Annotated in this window: 17 protein-coding genes and 1 riboswitch; of the genes, 10 read left to right on the plus strand and 7 right to left on the minus strand. The window is 67.3% G+C overall.

The features are described from left to right. Positions 1-137: 137 nt before the first annotated feature. The 3 genes from FBZ88_RS30195 (at position 138) to FBZ88_RS11880 (ending at position 1,421) form a co-directional block, all read left to right on the plus strand. On the plus strand, positions 138-284 hold the full coding sequence (locus FBZ88_RS30195; RefSeq protein ID WP_186464355.1) for a hypothetical protein: 147 nt from the start codon (positions 138-140) through the stop codon (positions 282-284). Positions 285-357: 73 nt separating this feature from the next. Next, on the plus strand, positions 358-1,035 hold the full coding sequence (locus FBZ88_RS11875) for a PspA/IM30 family protein (protein ID WP_145617076.1): 678 nt from the start codon (positions 358-360) through the stop codon (positions 1,033-1,035). Between the two features lie 113 nt (positions 1,036-1,148). Beyond that, entirely contained in the window at positions 1,149-1,421 is a 273-nt protein-coding gene (locus tag FBZ88_RS11880) for a PspC domain-containing protein (protein ID WP_081486478.1), read from the plus strand. Positions 1,422-1,575: 154 nt separating this feature from the next. Here the strand turns inward: FBZ88_RS11880 and FBZ88_RS11885 are convergent, their stop codons facing one another. Then, positions 1,576-2,178, minus strand: a complete 603-nt coding sequence (locus FBZ88_RS11885) for a methylated-DNA--[protein]-cysteine S-methyltransferase (protein WP_145617078.1) — start codon at positions 2,176-2,178, stop codon at positions 1,576-1,578. Positions 2,179-2,308: 130 nt separating this feature from the next. Then, complete coding sequence (gene ispH, locus FBZ88_RS11890; protein WP_004272219.1) at positions 2,309-3,256, minus strand: 4-hydroxy-3-methylbut-2-enyl diphosphate reductase; 948 nt, start codon at positions 3,254-3,256, stop codon at positions 2,309-2,311. A 312-nt stretch (positions 3,257-3,568) separates the two neighbouring features. On the opposite strand from ispH, the gene FBZ88_RS11895 reads away from it, so the two are divergent. The 7 genes from FBZ88_RS11895 to FBZ88_RS11925 all read left to right on the plus strand — a co-directional run bounded on the left by FBZ88_RS11895 (position 3,569) and on the right by FBZ88_RS11925 (position 11,003). Further along, the gene (locus FBZ88_RS11895) at positions 3,569-4,066 is read left to right on the plus strand and encodes a hypothetical protein (protein ID WP_145617080.1); all 498 of its coding nucleotides are present in this window, start codon (positions 3,569-3,571) and stop codon (positions 4,064-4,066) included. 144 nt (positions 4,067-4,210) lie between these two features. Further along, positions 4,211-4,317: riboswitch (glycine riboswitch) on the plus strand. A 226-nt stretch (positions 4,318-4,543) separates the two neighbouring features. Further along, positions 4,544-5,659 (plus strand): glycine cleavage system aminomethyltransferase GcvT, encoded by a 1,116-nt coding sequence (gene gcvT / locus FBZ88_RS11900; RefSeq protein WP_145617082.1) that lies wholly within the window; start codon positions 4,544-4,546, stop codon positions 5,657-5,659. 90 nt (positions 5,660-5,749) lie between these two features. Then, positions 5,750-6,124 (plus strand): glycine cleavage system protein GcvH, encoded by a 375-nt coding sequence (gcvH, locus tag FBZ88_RS11905; protein WP_145617084.1) that lies wholly within the window; start codon positions 5,750-5,752, stop codon positions 6,122-6,124. Continuing rightward, positions 6,124-7,467, plus strand: coding sequence for an aminomethyl-transferring glycine dehydrogenase subunit GcvPA (gcvPA, locus tag FBZ88_RS11910; RefSeq protein ID WP_145617086.1), 1,344 nt, complete (start codon positions 6,124-6,126; stop codon positions 7,465-7,467). Before gcvH ends, gcvPA begins: the two co-directional genes overlap by 1 nt. Continuing rightward, positions 7,467-9,020 carry an aminomethyl-transferring glycine dehydrogenase subunit GcvPB gene (gene gcvPB, locus FBZ88_RS11915; protein WP_145617088.1) on the plus strand — a complete coding sequence of 518 codons (1,554 nt, stop codon included), beginning with the start codon at positions 7,467-7,469 and terminating at the stop codon, positions 9,018-9,020. Before gcvPA ends, gcvPB begins: the two co-directional genes overlap by 1 nt. A 257-nt stretch (positions 9,021-9,277) precedes the next feature. Continuing rightward, positions 9,278-9,649 (plus strand): hypothetical protein, encoded by a 372-nt coding sequence (locus FBZ88_RS11920; protein WP_145617090.1) that lies wholly within the window; start codon positions 9,278-9,280, stop codon positions 9,647-9,649. Positions 9,650-9,833: 184 nt separating this feature from the next. Then, on the plus strand, positions 9,834-11,003 hold the full coding sequence (locus FBZ88_RS11925; protein WP_145617091.1) for an aminotransferase: 1,170 nt from the start codon (positions 9,834-9,836) through the stop codon (positions 11,001-11,003). Positions 11,004-11,012: 9 nt separating this feature from the next. On the opposite strand, the gene FBZ88_RS11930 is transcribed toward FBZ88_RS11925, so the two are convergent. The 5 genes from FBZ88_RS11930 to trxB all read right to left on the minus strand — a co-directional run bounded on the left by FBZ88_RS11930 (position 11,013) and on the right by trxB (position 14,914). Continuing rightward, a complete protein-coding gene (locus FBZ88_RS11930) occupies positions 11,013-11,255 on the minus strand; it encodes a YlcI/YnfO family protein (protein WP_088871937.1) in 243 nt (80 codons plus the stop codon). Then, positions 11,252-11,671 carry a putative toxin-antitoxin system toxin component, PIN family gene (locus tag FBZ88_RS11935; protein ID WP_088871936.1) on the minus strand — a complete coding sequence of 140 codons (420 nt, stop codon included), beginning with the start codon at positions 11,669-11,671 and terminating at the stop codon, positions 11,252-11,254. The genes FBZ88_RS11930 and FBZ88_RS11935 overlap by 4 nt, the downstream gene beginning before the upstream one ends. Before the next feature lie 141 nt (positions 11,672-11,812). Further along, positions 11,813-12,316 carry a PAS domain-containing protein gene (locus FBZ88_RS11940; RefSeq protein WP_211102624.1) on the minus strand — a complete coding sequence of 168 codons (504 nt, stop codon included), beginning with the start codon at positions 12,314-12,316 and terminating at the stop codon, positions 11,813-11,815. 413 nt (positions 12,317-12,729) lie between these two features. Next, positions 12,730-13,644 (minus strand): LysR family transcriptional regulator, encoded by a 915-nt coding sequence (locus tag FBZ88_RS11945; protein ID WP_145617095.1) that lies wholly within the window; start codon positions 13,642-13,644, stop codon positions 12,730-12,732. 301 nt (positions 13,645-13,945) lie between these two features. Continuing rightward, a complete protein-coding gene (gene trxB / locus FBZ88_RS11950) occupies positions 13,946-14,914 on the minus strand; it encodes a thioredoxin-disulfide reductase (protein WP_145617097.1) in 969 nt (322 codons plus the stop codon). Positions 14,915-15,035 lie beyond the last annotated feature (121 nt).

Here is a 15,035-nt window from a genome sequence, read left to right on the forward strand (position 1 = left end):
AATTTTATATAGCAAAAACAATGAATTATCATTCCGCTCCGAAACTGGCACGGCGGTTGCTTTCAAGGGGACATGGCCGACACCGCCACCGGCGACCGGCCCCCGAGACAACCGAGCTTCCGTTCACGGAGATTGAAATGACCGACCTGACCATGACCGCCGCTACCCGGACCTTCACCGCCCACGCCGGCCACGCCCCCCGGGGCCTGGCCGCCGCCATCCGGCACCTGCCGCTGCTGGCCGTGACCGCCCTGCTGTCGGTCGCCATCCTCAGCGCGTTTTAAGGCCAGCCTGTTCTAAGCGCCCGCCGTCACCGCCCCCGTCCGCCACCAACGCCTCATTTCAAGGACGCCTGCCATGGGACTGTTTTCCCGCCTCGGCGACATCATCGATGCCAACCTGAACGCCATGTTGGACCGGGCTGAAGACCCGGAGCGCCTGATCGGCCTGGTCATCCAGGAGATGGAGGACACGCTGGTGGAGGTGCGGGCGGAAGCCGTGCGCTCCATGGCCCGCCGCAAGGAGCTGGAGGCCCGCTACCGCGATGTGGAGTTCGAGCTGCTGGAATGGGACCGCAAGGCCGAACTGGCGGTGACCAAGGGCCGCGAGGATCTGGCCCGGGGCGCCCTGGTGGCCAAGGCCCGGCTGGCCGACGCCGCCGACCCAATCCGGCGCGAGATCCAGGCCATTAGCGACAGCCTGGCCAAGGGCGCCGACGACGTGGCGCGGCTGGAGGCCAAGCTGGCCGATGCCCGCGGCCGCCAAGGTGCCCTGCTGGCCCGCCACCGCAGCGCCACCGCCCGCCTGCGCTTGCGCAGCCAAATCCACGACAACCGCCTGGAAGAGGCGCTGTCCCATTACGGCACCCTGCAACGCGACATCGACCTGCTGGAAAGCGAGGCCGAGGTCATGGAGATGGGGCGCCAGCCGCGCGGCCTGGCCGCCGAGATCGACGCCCTGGGCGACGACAAGGTGACCGCCGAGCTTGAGGCGCTGAAGGCCCGCGTGGCCGCCCGCGCCAACCCGCAAGGCTAAGCCCGCCCGCAAGGCCAAGTTTGAGACGACCCGCACGACCGCAGCGCCCGCCGGCGCTTGGCTTCACTGAACACCGGCGCACCTCGCGCCTTATGAACACGGGAGAGGGGATTATGAGGAGCTTTCAGCGTATTTCCGCCACCATGCGTCGCCATCGCCTGGCCAAGGACCCCAGCCGCGCCGTCCTGTTCGGCGTCTGCGCCGGCTTGGCGCGCTACACCGGCCTGCCGGCGACCTTCATTCGCATCCTGACGGTGCTGAGCCTGTTCTGTTTCTTCGGCGCCACCTTGGTGGTCTACGGCGTCTTGGCCCTGGTGCTGGACAGCGAATACGCCGACCGCGAGGACATCTACGTCAGCCGCAGCTTCTACCGCGCCCATTGGTAAGCGCATCGGCCCGGTGACGGCATCGGACGGTTCGCGGGGGACCGTCCCGACCGGCCCCCGCCGCCCCGGGAACCCGGCCCAATAGGCCAGGGATGCCCGGAAGCGCGGCGGGGGCCGGTTCCATTTTCAGCGTCCTGTCTTCAGGGCCCCGGTTTCAGCGCCCCGTTTTCAGTGCTTGGGGTTTGATGGCCAGGGGCAACTGGTCGAACAGGCTGGGCGGCTCGTCCTCCGTCCTGGCCTGCTCGATGGCCAGGATGCGGAACTTGGTGTCGATGCCGCCCCGGGCGGAAAAGCCGCCGGTGCCGCCGCCTGCCGCCAGCACGCGGTGGCAGGGGATCAGGATGGGAATGGGGTTGTGGCCCAGCGCCTGGCCCACTGCCCGCGCCGCCTCTTTCGGCGCGCCGATCCGGCCGGCAACCGTGCCGTAGGTCAGTGTCTCCCCGCGCGGAATGGCTCGGGTCACGGCATAAACCTTAAGGGCGAAGGGATCGAGACCGGCAAGGTCGAGGGGAATGTCGGCGATGTCCACCGCCTCCCCCGCCATCAGGGCCCGGATGCGGGCCCGGGCCTCGCTGATCACGGGCGGCAGGTCATGCTCCGCTGCCGCCATGGCGCCGGGGAAGCGCCGTGCCAGCCGGGCCCCGGCCTGCTCGGGCCCGCCCTCCGGCAATTGGGCACCCACGATCCCATCCGGCCCCCATACCAGCGCGCAAACGCCGATGGCGGTGTCGAACAGGATGTGAGCGCGCACGGTCATGCCATGAACTCCATCCGCACTACCGCCCCTAGGCTGCGACCGCAGCCGCCGGACGTTTTCGGGGAGCGCAGCGGACTCAAAACGGAGGACAAGCCAAGGGCCGGATGGCCCGCCGGCGCCTGAGGAACACTTATTCAGCCGCCAAGCCGCGCGGCAGCTTGAAGGTGATGTTTTCCACCGCCGTCACGACTTCCTCGATCTGGACGTCATAGCGCTCACGGCAGGCCTCGATGACCTCCTGCACCAGGATGTCCGGGGCCGAGGCGCCGGCGGTGATGCCCAGCACCTTGACCTTGTCCATCATGGACCAGTCGATCTGGGTGGCCCGCTGCACCAGCATGGAATTGACGCAGCCGTGCTTGGCCGCGACCTCCACCAGCCGCATGGAGTTGGAGCTGTTGGGCGCGCCCAGCACCAGGATGGCGTCCGCCTTCTCGGCGATGGCCTTCACCGCCGTCTGGCGGTTGGTGGTGGCGTAGCAGATGTCTTCCTTGCGCGGCCCGGCGATGGCGGGGAAGCGGGCCTTCAGCGCGGCCACGATCTGCACCGTGTCGTCCACCGACAGCGTGGTCTGGGTGACGAAGGCCAGGTTCAGCGGGTCGTCCACCTGGACGGTGCGCACATCCTCTTCCGATTCCACCAGCAGCACCGCGCCCGGCGGCAGCTGCCCCATGGTGCCCACCACCTCGGGGTGGCCGGCATGGCCGATCAGGATGATCTGGCGGCCGTCGGCGAAGTGGCGTTCCGCCTCGCGATGGACCTTGGACACCAGAGGGCAGGTGGCGTCGACATACAGCAGTTGCCGGCTTTCCGCCTCCGCCGGGATGGACTTGGGCACGCCGTGGGCGGAGAACACGACGGGGCGGCCATCCGGCACCTCATCCAATTCCTCCACGAAGATGGCGCCCTTGGCCTCCAGGCCCTGCACGACGAAGCGGTTGTGCACGATCTCGTGCCGCACATAGACCGGCGCGCCATACCGCTGCAACGCCACCTCCACGATCTGGATGGCGCGGTCCACACCGGCGCAGAAACCGCGCGGGGAAGCCAGGAGGATGTTGAGCGTCGGCTTGGTCATGGTGATTGGGTCTACTCGGTTCCGGTAAGCCCCGGGTACGGGGCCGATCATGGCGGCGGATCATAAAACGGCGGGTCTGTGGATCGCCAGCGCCGTTACGTTAAATCTCGTCGCCCTTCAATATAGGGACGGCGCAGTCGATGTCTTGTGCCGGTATGGCTGCTTCTCTATTGTCGCGGGGCCCCGACGCCGGCCGGCGTCCAACTCCAGACGAGCCCCGCTTCAATGAACATCCACACGGACACTAATATAGGTTCGCCCACCAGGAAAGGCACCCGCGGCCGCCTGGCCCTGCTTTTGGGGATGCCTCTCATGCTGTCGCTGGCGGCATGCGCCAACAAGAATGTCGGCTACCGCCCGGGTTGCCCGACCGTGGCCATCGTGCGCGACGCTTCGTCGGTGGGCGTGCCCGGCGCCAACGGCCAGCTGAGCTACACCGCCGTGATGCCCAACATCGAGGGCCGCTGCGAGTACAGCGAAAAGGGCGTGACCATGACCGAGCAGCTGCGCGTGGGCGCCAGCACGGGGCCGGCCTACACCGGCGGTCCGCTGCCGCTGACCTATTTCGTCGCCGTCACCGATGCCGACCGCAAGATCCTGACCAAGCAGACCTACAACGTCACGCTGGATGTCAGCACCGGCAGCGGCGGTTCGGTGGAGCGGCTGACCCAGTTCATCCCGCTGAGCCCGGAAGTCGACGGCCGTTACTACGAGGTACTGGTGGGCTTCCAGCTGTCCCCGGAGCAGCTGGAGGCCAACATCCGCTTCAATTCCAAGCCGCCGGTGCCGCCGGTTCCGGCCGGGAAGTAAGCGCAGGAAGTACGGTGTGAAGGTTCGGCCGGCCGGGCAGGGGCGCCAGGGCCGGGGAACCACCAGGGGGAAGGCGGGTCGCGGGGCAGCGGCCCGCCTTTACTTTTTGGGGCCCGTTGGATTAGGGTGCGCTCGCGAAGCTGATGACATCTCGCGGGAGAGACCGGCCCCCTGTGGGCTACCCGCTTGGACCGGCGCCGAAGGAGCAACCGCCCCCGGAAACTCTCAGGCAAAAGGACCGCGAGAAAGAAGCGCATCTGGAAAGCGGCCCGGCCTCATAGCAACGCCTGAGCCACCCTTATTGGGGTGGATTTCCGGTGTTCGAGGCCACAAGCCCACCGACGGAGTAAGCGGGACCTTCCTGGTGACAGGATTTGGGCACCCCGTGAATCTCTCAGGGTCCGGGACAGAGGGGGGCGAGCCCGCACGGAATCCGTCCGCGCGGGAGGAACTCGTCCGCCGGGAGTCCCAGCGCCTATGTCCAGTGAAACCGATTCGCCCCTGCTTGTTACTCCCCTGAACGCCCTGCACCGCGAGCTGGGCGCCAAGATGGTGCCCTTCGCCGGCTATGACATGCCGGTGCAGTACCCCCTGGGCGTGCTGAAGGAGCATCTGCACACCCGGGAACAGGCGGGCCTGTTCGACGTGTCGCACATGGGCCAGGTTATCCTGCGTGGCGACGGTGTCGTCGATGCCCTGGAAAAGCTGGTGCCCGGCGAGCTGAAGGCCCTGAAGGAAGGGCGCATTCGCTATAGCTTCTTCACCAACGACCAGGGCGGCATCCTTGACGACCTGATGATCGCCAACCGGGGCGACCATCTGTTCGTGGTGGTGAACGCCGCCTGCAAGGTGCCGGACATTGCGCACCTGACGGCGGGGCTGCCGGGCATCGAGGTGGAATACCTGGGCGACGACCGGGGCCTGCTGGCCCTGCAGGGTCCCGTGGCCGCCACCGTGCTGGCGCGCTTCCTGCCAGAGGTCGCTACCATGCCCTTCATGTCCATGGTGACCGCCAGCCTGAAGGGTATTCCCGTGACCATCGCCCGCTCCGGCTACACCGGCGAGGACGGGTATGAGATCGGCATCGATGCCGACCGCACCGAGGATGTGGCCCGCCTGCTGTTGGCGGAGCCCGAGGTGGCGGCCATCGGCCTGGGCGCCCGCGACAGCCTGCGCCTGGAGGCCGGGCTCTGTCTCTACGGCCACGACATCGACACCACCACCACGCCCGTGGAAGCCGGCCTGACCTGGGCCATCTCCAAGCGCCGGCGGGAGGAGGGGGGCTACCCCGGCGACGCCATCGTCCGCCGCCAGCTGGCCGAGGGCGCCGCGCGCTACCGCGTCGGCATCCAGCCCGAGGGCCGGGCGCCGGCGCGTGAGCATACCGAAATCCAGGACGCCAACGGCCAGGCGGTGGGCGAGGTCACCTCCGGCGGCTTCGGCCCCAGCGCCAACGCCCCCGTCGCCATGGGCTATGTCACCGCCGCCAACGCCGCGGTGGGCACGCCGCTGTCGCTGATCGTGCGCGGCAAGGCCCTGCCGGCCAAGGTTGCCAGCCTGCCGTTCGTGCCGCAGCGCTACTACCGCGGCTGATCCCCATCGCGCGGCCCGGCCAGCGCCGGGCGCGCCTTTCCTTGATGCCCGCCTTTCCTTGATGAACGCCTTCCCCCGAGGAGCAGAACCATGACCATCCGTTTCACCGAAGACCATGAGTGGATCAGCGTCGACGGCGACGTCGCCACCGTCGGCATCACCACCTTCGCCCAGAGCCAGCTGGGCGACGTGGTGTTCGTCGAGGTGCCCGAGGCCGGCCGCGCCCTGACCAAGGGCAAGGACGCCGCCGTGGTGGAATCGGTGAAGGCCGCCAGCGAGGTGTTCGCCCCCGTCGACGGCACGGTGGTCGAGGGCAACCAGGCCGTGGTCGATGACCCGTCCCTGGTCAACAGCGACCCGCAGGGTGCCGGCTGGTTCTTCAAGATGACGCTGGCCAACCCGGCCCAGCTGGACGGCCTGATGGACCAATCCGCCTACGACGCCTTCGTGGAAGGTCAGCACTGATGCGCTATCTGCCCCTGACCGAGGCCGACCGGCAGGAGATGCTGGCGGCCATCGGCGCCCCGTCGGTGGATGCGCTGTTCGGCGACGTCCCGGCGGCGGCCCACTTGGATCAGCCCATCGCCGGCCTGGCCCCGCACCAGGGCGAGTTGCAGGTGGAACGTGCCCTGTCGCGACTGGCCGCCCGCAACGTGCCCGCCGGCAGCTGCCCCAGTTTCCTGGGCGCCGGCGCCTATCGCCATCATGTCCCGGCCTCGGTGGACCAGCTGCTGACGCGTGGTGAGTTCCTCACCAGCTACACGCCTTATCAGCCCGAGGTGACGCAAGGCACCCTGCAATACCTGTTCGAGTTCCAAACCCAGGTGGCGCTGATCACCGGCATGGATGTGGCCAACGCCTCCATGTACGACGGCGCCACGGCCTGCGCCGAGGCGGTGCTGATGGCCAACCGCGTCACGCGCCGCAACCGTGCCGTGCTGTCGGGTGGCCTGCACCCGCACTATCGCGACGTCACCGCCACCACCACCGGCGTGCTGGGCGTGGACCTGGTGACCCTGCCGGCCGATCCGAAGGGGATCGAGGACCTGGCGGCGGCCATCGACGACAAGACGTCCTGCGTCGTCGTGCAGAACCCCACCCTGTTCGGCCATGTCGCCGACCTGACCGCGCTGGCCGAGGCCTGCCACGCCAAGGGCGCCCTGCTGGTCGTGGTGGTGACCGAGGTGGTGAGCCTGGGCCTGATGCCGTCGCCCGGCTCCATGGGCGCCGACATCGTGGTGGCCGAGGGCCAGAGCATCGGCAACGGCCTGAACTTCGGCGGGCCCTACCTGGGCCTGTTCGCCACCCGCGACAAGTTCGTGCGCCAGATGCCCGGCCGCCTGTGCGGCGAGACGGTGGACGCGGATGGCAAGCGCGGCTTCGTGCTGACCCTGTCCACGCGTGAGCAGCACATCCGCCGCGAGAAGGCCACCTCCAACATCTGCACCAACTCCGGCCTCTGCGCGCTGGCCTTCACCATGCACCTGTCGCTGCTGGGCGAGGTGGGCTTCACCGGCCTGGCGCGGTTGAACCACGCCAAGGCGGTGCAGTTGGCGGACAAGCTGGCCGCGGCCGGCTTGTCCGTGCTGAACCAGGGCTTCTTCAACGAATTCACCGTGCAGGTGGCGGGAGATGCCGCCGCCCTGGTGGACAGGCTGGCGGCGGAACCCATCCTGGCCGGCGTGCCCGTCTCCCGTCTCCACCCCGGTCAGGCGGACCTCGCCGACCTGCTGCTGGTGGCGGTGACGGAGACGACCACGGAAGACGACATGGACGCCCTCGTTCAGGCCCTGGGAGGCAAGCAGTGATGAACACCCAAGGACGCAAGACCACGCCCGACGTCGAGTCGGCGGCGGCCACCGACGTGGGCACCTACACCGGCAACCGTGCCTTGGTGCATGAAGAGCCGCTGATCTTCGAACTGGATAACCCCGGCGTCACCGGCGTGGACCTGGAGGCGGTCCCGGCCGTCGCCAGCCGCCTGGGCGGTCTGAAGGCCCGTGAGGGCATCGGCCTGCCCGGCCTGTCGGAACCGACGGTGGTGCGCCATTACACGCGCCTCAGTCAGAAGAACCTGGGCATCGATAGCACGATGTACCCGCTGGGCTCGTGCACCATGAAGCACAACCCCCGCCTGAACGAGAAGCTGGCGCGCCTGCCGGGCTTCGGCGACATCCACCCGATGCAGCCGCAGTCCACCGTCCAGGGCGCCTTGGAGCTGATCGACCAGCTGGCCCACTGGCTGAAGACCCTGACCGGCATGCCGGCCGTGGCCATGTCGCCCGCCGCCGGCGCCCATGGCGAGCTGTGCGGCCTCATGGCCATCCGCGCCGCGCTGCAGGCCCGGGGCGAGGCCGGCCGCACCCGCGTGCTGGTGCCGGAATCGGCGCACGGCACCAACCCGGCCACGGCGGCCTTCTGCGGCTTCACCGTGGACGCCATCCCGGCCGAGGCCAACGGCCGCGTCAGTGTCGAGGCGGTGAAGGCCAAGCTGGGCCCCGATGTCGCCTGCATCATGCTGACCAACCCCAACACCTGCGGCCTGTTCGAGCCCCAGGTGAAGGAGATCGCGGACGCGGTGCATGCCGCCGGGGGCTATTTCTACTGCGACGGCGCCAACTACAACGCCATCGTCGGCCGGGTGCGCCCGGCGGACCTGGGCGTGGACGCCATGCACATCAACCTGCACAAGACCTTCTCCACCCCGCACGGCGGTGGCGGTCCGGGCTCCGGCCCGGTGGTCCTGTCGGACGCGCTGGCGCCCTACGCCCCACTGCCCTACGTGGTGCACGGGGCCGACGGCTTCCGCTTGGTGGAGCATGAGGGCGAGGTGGAGCAGGGCGCCCAGCCCTTCGGCCGCATGAAGGCCTTCCACGGCCAGATGGGCATGTTCGTCCGCGCCCTGGCCTATATCATGAGCCACGGCGCCGACGGCCTGCGCCAGGCCTCCAGCGACGCCGTGCTGAACGCCAACTACCTGAAGGCGCGGTTGCAGGACCTGATGAGCGTGCCGTTCGACGGCTACTGCATGCATGAGGCCCTGTTCGACGACCGCTTCCTGAAGGACACGGGCGTCACCACCCTCGACTTCGCCAAGGCGATGATCGACGAAGGCTTCCATCCCATGACCATGTATTTCCCTCTGGTCGTGCACGGCGCCTTCCTGATCGAGCCGACGGAGACCGAGTCCAAGGCCACGCTGGACCAGTTCGTCGGCGCCATGCGGCACCTGGCGGGCAAGGCCAAGGCGGGCGATGCCGCCCACTTCCTGGCGGCCCCCCGCTACACCCCCCGGCGCCGTCTGGATGAGACTGCCGCAGCGCGCAAGCCAGTCCTGCGCTGGACGCCGTCGGCGGTGTAAAGCGGTTTGGGGCGGTCGTTTCGGTCCCCGGGGCATCGTGGGGAAAAGGGCGGAATCCTTGGGTTCCGCCCTTTTTCCTTTTAGGTTTGACCTGTTTCGGGGCCCGCGCCGTTGGCTTACCCAATCGGGTTGCAACGCACACAAATCGGCATTGCCCCAGGGGGGCCTAGCTTACATCTCAATTTCGGCCAAATCTCCCGTCATCACTCACCACGCGGCCGATCCGACGCCGCGACCTTCCGCCGGGACCATCCCCCATGTTGACCGTTGCCAGCTTGCCCAGGGTTGAGATCGCCCGCCTGCGCCGTCCGGCGCTGCAGGCGTCCGGCTGGCTGGTCATGGGCCTGGGCGTGCTGTCGCTGCCCATACCCGGGCCCGTCTCCACGCCGCTGCTGGCGGTGGGCGGCCTGATGGTGCTGCGCAGCTCTGTCTCGGCCCGCCGCCATTACGTGCGCGCCCGCGACCACGCCCCCCGGCTGGTGCGTCCGCTGTTCGGCCGCTTCGACGCCTGGCGCCATCGCCACCGCGCCCCGGTTCGGGTGCCCGCCAAGGTGCTGGCCGCCGCCAACGACGTCGCCGCCAACGACCAGGCCGAGCTGGCGTCGGTGACCGTGGCTGGCAACGCCTGAAAGACCTGAGTTCCCAAGTTCGAGGCAAGGGCCGTAGCGTGGATGCCACGCTACGGCCCTTTGTCTTTTCAACGCCTTGACCATTCCTTGATTGACCAGGACCATGGTCATCGCGCATGGGCTGAATCTGGAGCCGGGCGCGGGGCGTGCGAAGGCGGCTCGGAGAAGAGTGGGAGGAACGTCGGTGCGATCGGGTAACGCTATCCTGTCGGGATACGGGACGACCATCTTCGAGGCCATGTCGCGGCTGGCGGGCGCGCACAACGCCATCAACCTGGGCCAGGGCTTCCCCGACGACCGGGGGGCGGAGGATGTGCTGCAGGTGGCGGCCCGCGCACTGCTGGAGGGCAACAACCAGTATCCGCCCATGATGGGCCTGCCGGCCCTGCGCCAGGCCGTGGCGGCCCACGCGGCGCGCTTCTACGGCCTGGACGTGGATTGGGAGCGCGAGGTGATGGTGACCTCCGGCGCGACTGAGGCGTTGGCCGCCTGCCTGTTCGGTCTGATCGAGCCGGGCGACGAGGTGGTGCTGTTCCAGCCGCTCTACGACAGCTACGTTCCCATCATCCGCCGGGCCGGCGGCATTCCCCGCTTCGTGCGCCTGCAGCCGCCAGGCTGGACCGTGGACCCGGACGAACTGGCCGCCGCCTTCAGCCCCCGCACCAAGCTGGTGGTGCTGAACAACCCCCTGAACCCGGCGGCCAAGGTCTGGTCGGCGGAGGAGTTGCGGCTGCTGGCGGACCAGGTCATCGCCCACGATTGCCTGGCCGTGTGCGACGAGGTCTATGAGCACTTGGTGTTCGACGGCCGCCGGCATGTGCCGCTGATGACCCTCCCCGGCATGCGCGGGCGCACGCTGCGCATCGGATCCGCCGGCAAGACCTTCTCGCTGACGGGATGGAAGGTGGGGTACGTCACGGCCGCTCCGGACCTGTTGCAGCCGGTGGCCAAGGCGCACCAGTACCTGACCTTCAGCACCCCGCCCAACCTGCAGGCGGCCGTGGCCTATGGCCTGGCCAAGGATGACGCCTATTTTGGCCTGCTGGCGGCAGCGCTAGAGGCCAAGCGCGACCGTCTGGCTGCGGGCCTAGTCTCCGCCGGCCTGCCCGTTCTGCCCTCGGAAGGGACCTATTTCGTGGTGGCCGACATCACCGGCGCGCGCGGCCTGCGCCGGGGCGAGGACGACGCCGATTTCTGCCGACGCCTGACGACGGATGCCGGCGTGGCCGCCATTCCGGTCAGCGCCTTCTATGAGGAAGGGGCGCCCACGCACCTCATCCGCTTCTGCTTCAGCAAGCAGGACGCCATCCTGGACAGCGCGGTGATGCGGCTGAAGGAATTCTTTGGGCGATGAGCCGAGGGCTCATGCCACCTCGTCACCATCGCGCGGAAGGGTGTTCCGCACCTTACCCAGGACTTCCAGCAAGGCGCCTGGCTTGGCCCTGCCAGCTCGCAATTCGAAGTAGCGGTCCGCTTCGCCGGTTGAAGCCAACTGGGCCGTTACCGCCCGCACAATGAAGGCGTTGAGGGACTCACCTTCCTGCTTAGCTTTCCTCACGGCGGCTTCATGGGTGCTGTCGGGCAGGCGGAGATTCACGTTGGTCATCTCAATCTCCTCAGCAATTCACCAGGTCTAAGAATAAGTAGGCCAAATCGCTCTCCCGCTTTCGCCATGTCGCGGTGATTGAACGTCACGACGGCGTCGGCGCGACCGTTCAAGGCTGTCTCGAGTACATGGTCGTCATCTGGATCACCGGCTGCGGGCCGCCATCGAATTTGGATAGAAACCCTATGGCACAGACGAATCATGTCATCCAATGCCGCCTGAATGTCTTCCGCCGTCAGGCCAGTACGTTGCAGGTAGGCCTGCCGCGTTAGGACAGCCTCGTATTCCAGGACAAGACTGGTCGATAGAAGCGGTTGCAGCTCTCCCCGGCCAGCCCGCAGCAGCAACTGATGCGAAGCACCGCTGGCGCTTTCCAGAGCGGCGACCATGACATCGGTATCGAAGACGACGCGCATCTTGATCCCAGGATCCACTCAACCTATGTGATGCGACGAATGGTACCATAGGCAGTACCGTTGGAGGCAAAAATTCCATTGGGCCGGTTGGCCGTTTTTAAGGCCGTTAGCGCTACCAGCTGCGGCGCAAAAAAAAGCGATTCAGCCGACGACCTGCAGACCCCGGCGCTTGCGGTCAAAGGCGCAGCCGACCAATAGGCGGGAAACCTTCCCATCCGGCCCACCCAGGGGCAGCACCACCAGTTCGGCGGCGGGAACGGTCATGGAGGGGATGGCCGGCAGGCTGCGGGTCTGGGGCAGGCCGTTGTCGGCGGACCGGCGCAACATCTGGGCGAAGGGCACGGTGTTAGGGGAGGGGGGCAGATCCTCCAGCTGCAGGCCGGTGGACTCGCGGCGCAGCCACAAAACATAGTCGGTGCCCACCCAGTGCAGGGTGAAGGCCATCTGGTTGGGCGCCACGTCCACCAGCATGACGCCGCCGGGCGAGACTGGCAGATCCACCACCTCGACCTCGGAACTGTTGGGAAAGGCGCGGTCGCCGCGCAGGATGTCCCAATAGTCATGCAGGAGGCGCAAGGTCGAATTCTGGATTTGTAAAGGGAAGCGGGAGATTGAGGTCGCGCCCCGGGTGGCAGGTCCAGTCATTCTCGTCTCCCATCCTTACGTTCTACATGAGCGTCGCAAGTCGATGGGGCTATAACATTTGAGCCCGGACGGGACGCAAAACGGCAATGACCCGTCCTCATCCCGGCATGGAATGCGCGACGGCTGGAATGGATCAGGCAGATAAAACCAGAGAGCCCAGGCCTGCGCGTCGCAGTTATCCTGGGAGTAACCCCAACGGGGTACTTCGCAACCACCAAGTAAAAAAACTGCCGGTAAGTCGATGACTTACCGGCGAGTTGAACAGGGAGGCTTCACGTCTGGGAGACGTTGGGCCCGAAGGCCCACTCCAGGACGGGCATCCTGGAGGAAACATCGGATGCTGCGTCGCAACATCCGATGGCCAATATTTAATCTTTTGATGCCCCGTTTAAAGGGGTGATTAGCCGTCTCAGCTATGCGGTGGGCGCATGCGTCGCGGGGAATGTTTCGGCGACCTTCTTCACCAGGAAGTCGCGGAAGACCGCGATGCGCTTGGAATGGCGCAATTCCTCGGCATAGACGAAGTAGGCGTCGATGCGTGGGCCCGTCACGTCCGGCAGGATGCGGACCAGGTCAGGGTTGCTCTCGGAAATGATGTAGTCGGGGATGGCCGCGATGCCCAGGCCGCTCTCCACCGCCTTGTACAGGGCGTACAGGCTGTTGACGCGGAAGATGGTGTCGCGCTCGCCGCCCGGCGGATCACCCAGGGCCAGCAGCCAGTTGATGTTGGGCACCGGCGCCTTGGCGTCGGACGGATAGGCGATGAGGTCGTGCTTCTGCAACTCCTCCACCGTTTCCGGGGTGCCGCGCTTCTCCAGATAGGTGCGATGACCGTAGAGGTGCGTGCGCACCGTCATCAGGTGGCGCTGGATCAGGTCGGGCTGGCGCGGCGGCACCATGCGGATGGCGATGTCCGCCTCACGCATGGACAGGTCCAGCTCGTTATCGTCCAGCAGCAGGGTCAGCTGCACGTCGGGGTAGATCGACAGGAATTCCCGGATGCGCGGGGTCAGCCACGTGGAACCGAAGGCGACGGTGGTCGTCACCTTGAGCGGGCCCTTCGGGTGCTCCTTGCTTTCCGAGAGCATCGCCTCTGTCATGGACAGCTTGGCGAACACCTCGCGGGCGGTGCGGTACAGCAGCTCGCCCTGTTCGGTGAGGATCAGGCCGCGGGCGTGGCGATGAAACAGCGGCACGTGGAGGCTTTCCTCCAGCGCGCTGATCTGCCGGCTGACGGCCGATTGGCTGAGGTTCAGGGTCTCGCCAGCATGCGTGAAGCTGCCGGCCTCCGCCACCGCGTGGAAAACGCGAAGCTTGTCCCAGTCCATTCCCGGTCCTTATGCGTCAAAGACGTTGCGGCCCCGCAGGGCGGGACCGTCGGAAATGACGGCCTCAAGCGGGCCGCCATGCAAAGAATATATACCCAGCTTGTCCAAGACGCTACCGATTGTGGGTGTCCACACGGTTAGGCCATAGACTGATAAGGCATTTTAGCACCGCATCGTGCCGTTTTGGCAACGCCCCGGTGGCGAATTCCCGAATGGATACCGCGAATTAGTACAAAGAAGGGCACCGCCGTACCAAGACGGCGGCGCCCGCTTCGGTGACTCGGGAGGGGCCGCGGGCGGCTCAATGGCCGCCCAGGAAGCGCTCGGCCTCCAGTGCCGCCATGCAGCCCATGCCGGCGGCGGTGACGGCCTGGCGGAAGATCTTGTCCTTCACGTCGCCGGCCGCGAACACGCCGGGCACGTTGGTGCGGGTGCTGTCCGGGGCGGTGATGACGTAGCCCTCGTCGTCCATCTCGACATGGCCCTTGAAGATGGCCGTGGCGGGGTCGTGGCCGATGGCGACGAACACGCCGTCCAGCGGCAACTCACGCCCCTCGCCGGTGACGGTGTTGCTGAGCGCCAGGCCGGTGACCTGCTTGGGGTTGTTGAGGTCGAAGCCGCCGTCGGCCGCCCCGCCCTTGCCCAGCACCCGGTCCACCTTGTGGTTCCACAGCACCTCGATCTTCGGGTTGGCGAAGACGCGGTCGTGCAGGATCTTCTCACCCCGGAAGGCGTCTCGGCGGTGGATCAGGGTGACCTTGGACGCGTGGTGGGTCAGGTACAGCGCCTCTTCCAGGGCGGTGTTGCCGCCGCCGATGACCGCCACCTCCTTGCCCCGGAAGAAGAAGCCGTCGCAGGTGGCGCAGGCCGAGACACCGGCGCCCTGGAATTCCTGCTCACCGGCCACGCCCAGCCAGCGCGCCTGGGCGCCGGTGGCGATGATGACGGTGTCGGCCACGAACTCGTCGCCGCTGTCGGCCTTGGCAACGAAGGGGCGCTGGCTGAAGTCGACGGAGGTGATGACGTCGTAGACCAGGGTGGTGCCCACATGCTCCGCCTGCTGGCGCATCTGCTCCATCAGGTCGGGGCCCTGCACCGCCTGGGCGAAGCCCGGGTAGTTCTCCACCTCCGTGGTGATCATCAGCTGGCCGCCCGGCTGCATGCCCTGGACCAGGATGGGCTGGAGGTTGGCGCGGGCGGCATAGATGCCGGCGGTGTAGCCGGCGGGGCCGCCGCCGATGATCAGGACCTTGGTGCGATGGGTGGTCATGGGAACTGTTCCTGGCAGGGAAGGGGACCCTCTTGATTGGGGGCCGGGCCCTCGCCGCCCTCTAGATATGGTGGGGCAGGCGTGATGTTTCTCTCAGACGCGGGACGATACCGGCAAGCGG

This window comes from Nitrospirillum bahiense (assembly GCF_007828025.1).
Lineage (GTDB): Bacteria > Pseudomonadota > Alphaproteobacteria > Azospirillales > Azospirillaceae > Nitrospirillum > Nitrospirillum amazonense.

Excerpts from the sequence above, each read along its gene's own strand:
- FBZ88_RS30195 (WP_186464355.1), top strand. The coding sequence starts at position 138 with ATGACCGACCTGACCATGACCGCCGCTACCCGGACCTTCACCGCCCAC.
- FBZ88_RS11875 (WP_145617076.1), top strand. The coding sequence starts at position 358 with ATGGGACTGTTTTCCCGCCTCGGCGACATCATCGATGCCAACCTGAAC.
- FBZ88_RS11880 (WP_081486478.1), top strand. The coding sequence starts at position 1,149 with ATGAGGAGCTTTCAGCGTATTTCCGCCACCATGCGTCGCCATCGCCTG.
- FBZ88_RS11885 (WP_145617078.1), bottom strand. The coding sequence starts at position 2,178 with ATGACCGTGCGCGCTCACATCCTGTTCGACACCGCCATCGGCGTTTGC.
- ispH (WP_004272219.1), bottom strand. The coding sequence starts at position 3,256 with ATGACCAAGCCGACGCTCAACATCCTCCTGGCTTCCCCGCGCGGTTTC.
- FBZ88_RS11895 (WP_145617080.1), top strand. The coding sequence starts at position 3,569 with ATGCTGTCGCTGGCGGCATGCGCCAACAAGAATGTCGGCTACCGCCCG.
- gcvT (WP_145617082.1), top strand. The coding sequence starts at position 4,544 with ATGTCCAGTGAAACCGATTCGCCCCTGCTTGTTACTCCCCTGAACGCC.
- gcvH (WP_145617084.1), top strand. The coding sequence starts at position 5,750 with ATGACCATCCGTTTCACCGAAGACCATGAGTGGATCAGCGTCGACGGC.
- gcvPA (WP_145617086.1), top strand. The coding sequence starts at position 6,124 with ATGCGCTATCTGCCCCTGACCGAGGCCGACCGGCAGGAGATGCTGGCG.
- gcvPB (WP_145617088.1), top strand. The coding sequence starts at position 7,467 with ATGAACACCCAAGGACGCAAGACCACGCCCGACGTCGAGTCGGCGGCG.
- FBZ88_RS11920 (WP_145617090.1), top strand. The coding sequence starts at position 9,278 with ATGTTGACCGTTGCCAGCTTGCCCAGGGTTGAGATCGCCCGCCTGCGC.
- FBZ88_RS11930 (WP_088871937.1), bottom strand. The coding sequence starts at position 11,255 with ATGACCAACGTGAATCTCCGCCTGCCCGACAGCACCCATGAAGCCGCC.
- FBZ88_RS11935 (WP_088871936.1), bottom strand. The coding sequence starts at position 11,671 with ATGCGCGTCGTCTTCGATACCGATGTCATGGTCGCCGCTCTGGAAAGC.
- FBZ88_RS11940 (WP_211102624.1), bottom strand. The coding sequence starts at position 12,316 with ATGACTGGACCTGCCACCCGGGGCGCGACCTCAATCTCCCGCTTCCCT.
- FBZ88_RS11945 (WP_145617095.1), bottom strand. The coding sequence starts at position 13,644 with ATGGACTGGGACAAGCTTCGCGTTTTCCACGCGGTGGCGGAGGCCGGC.
- trxB (WP_145617097.1), bottom strand. The coding sequence starts at position 14,914 with ATGACCACCCATCGCACCAAGGTCCTGATCATCGGCGGCGGCCCCGCC.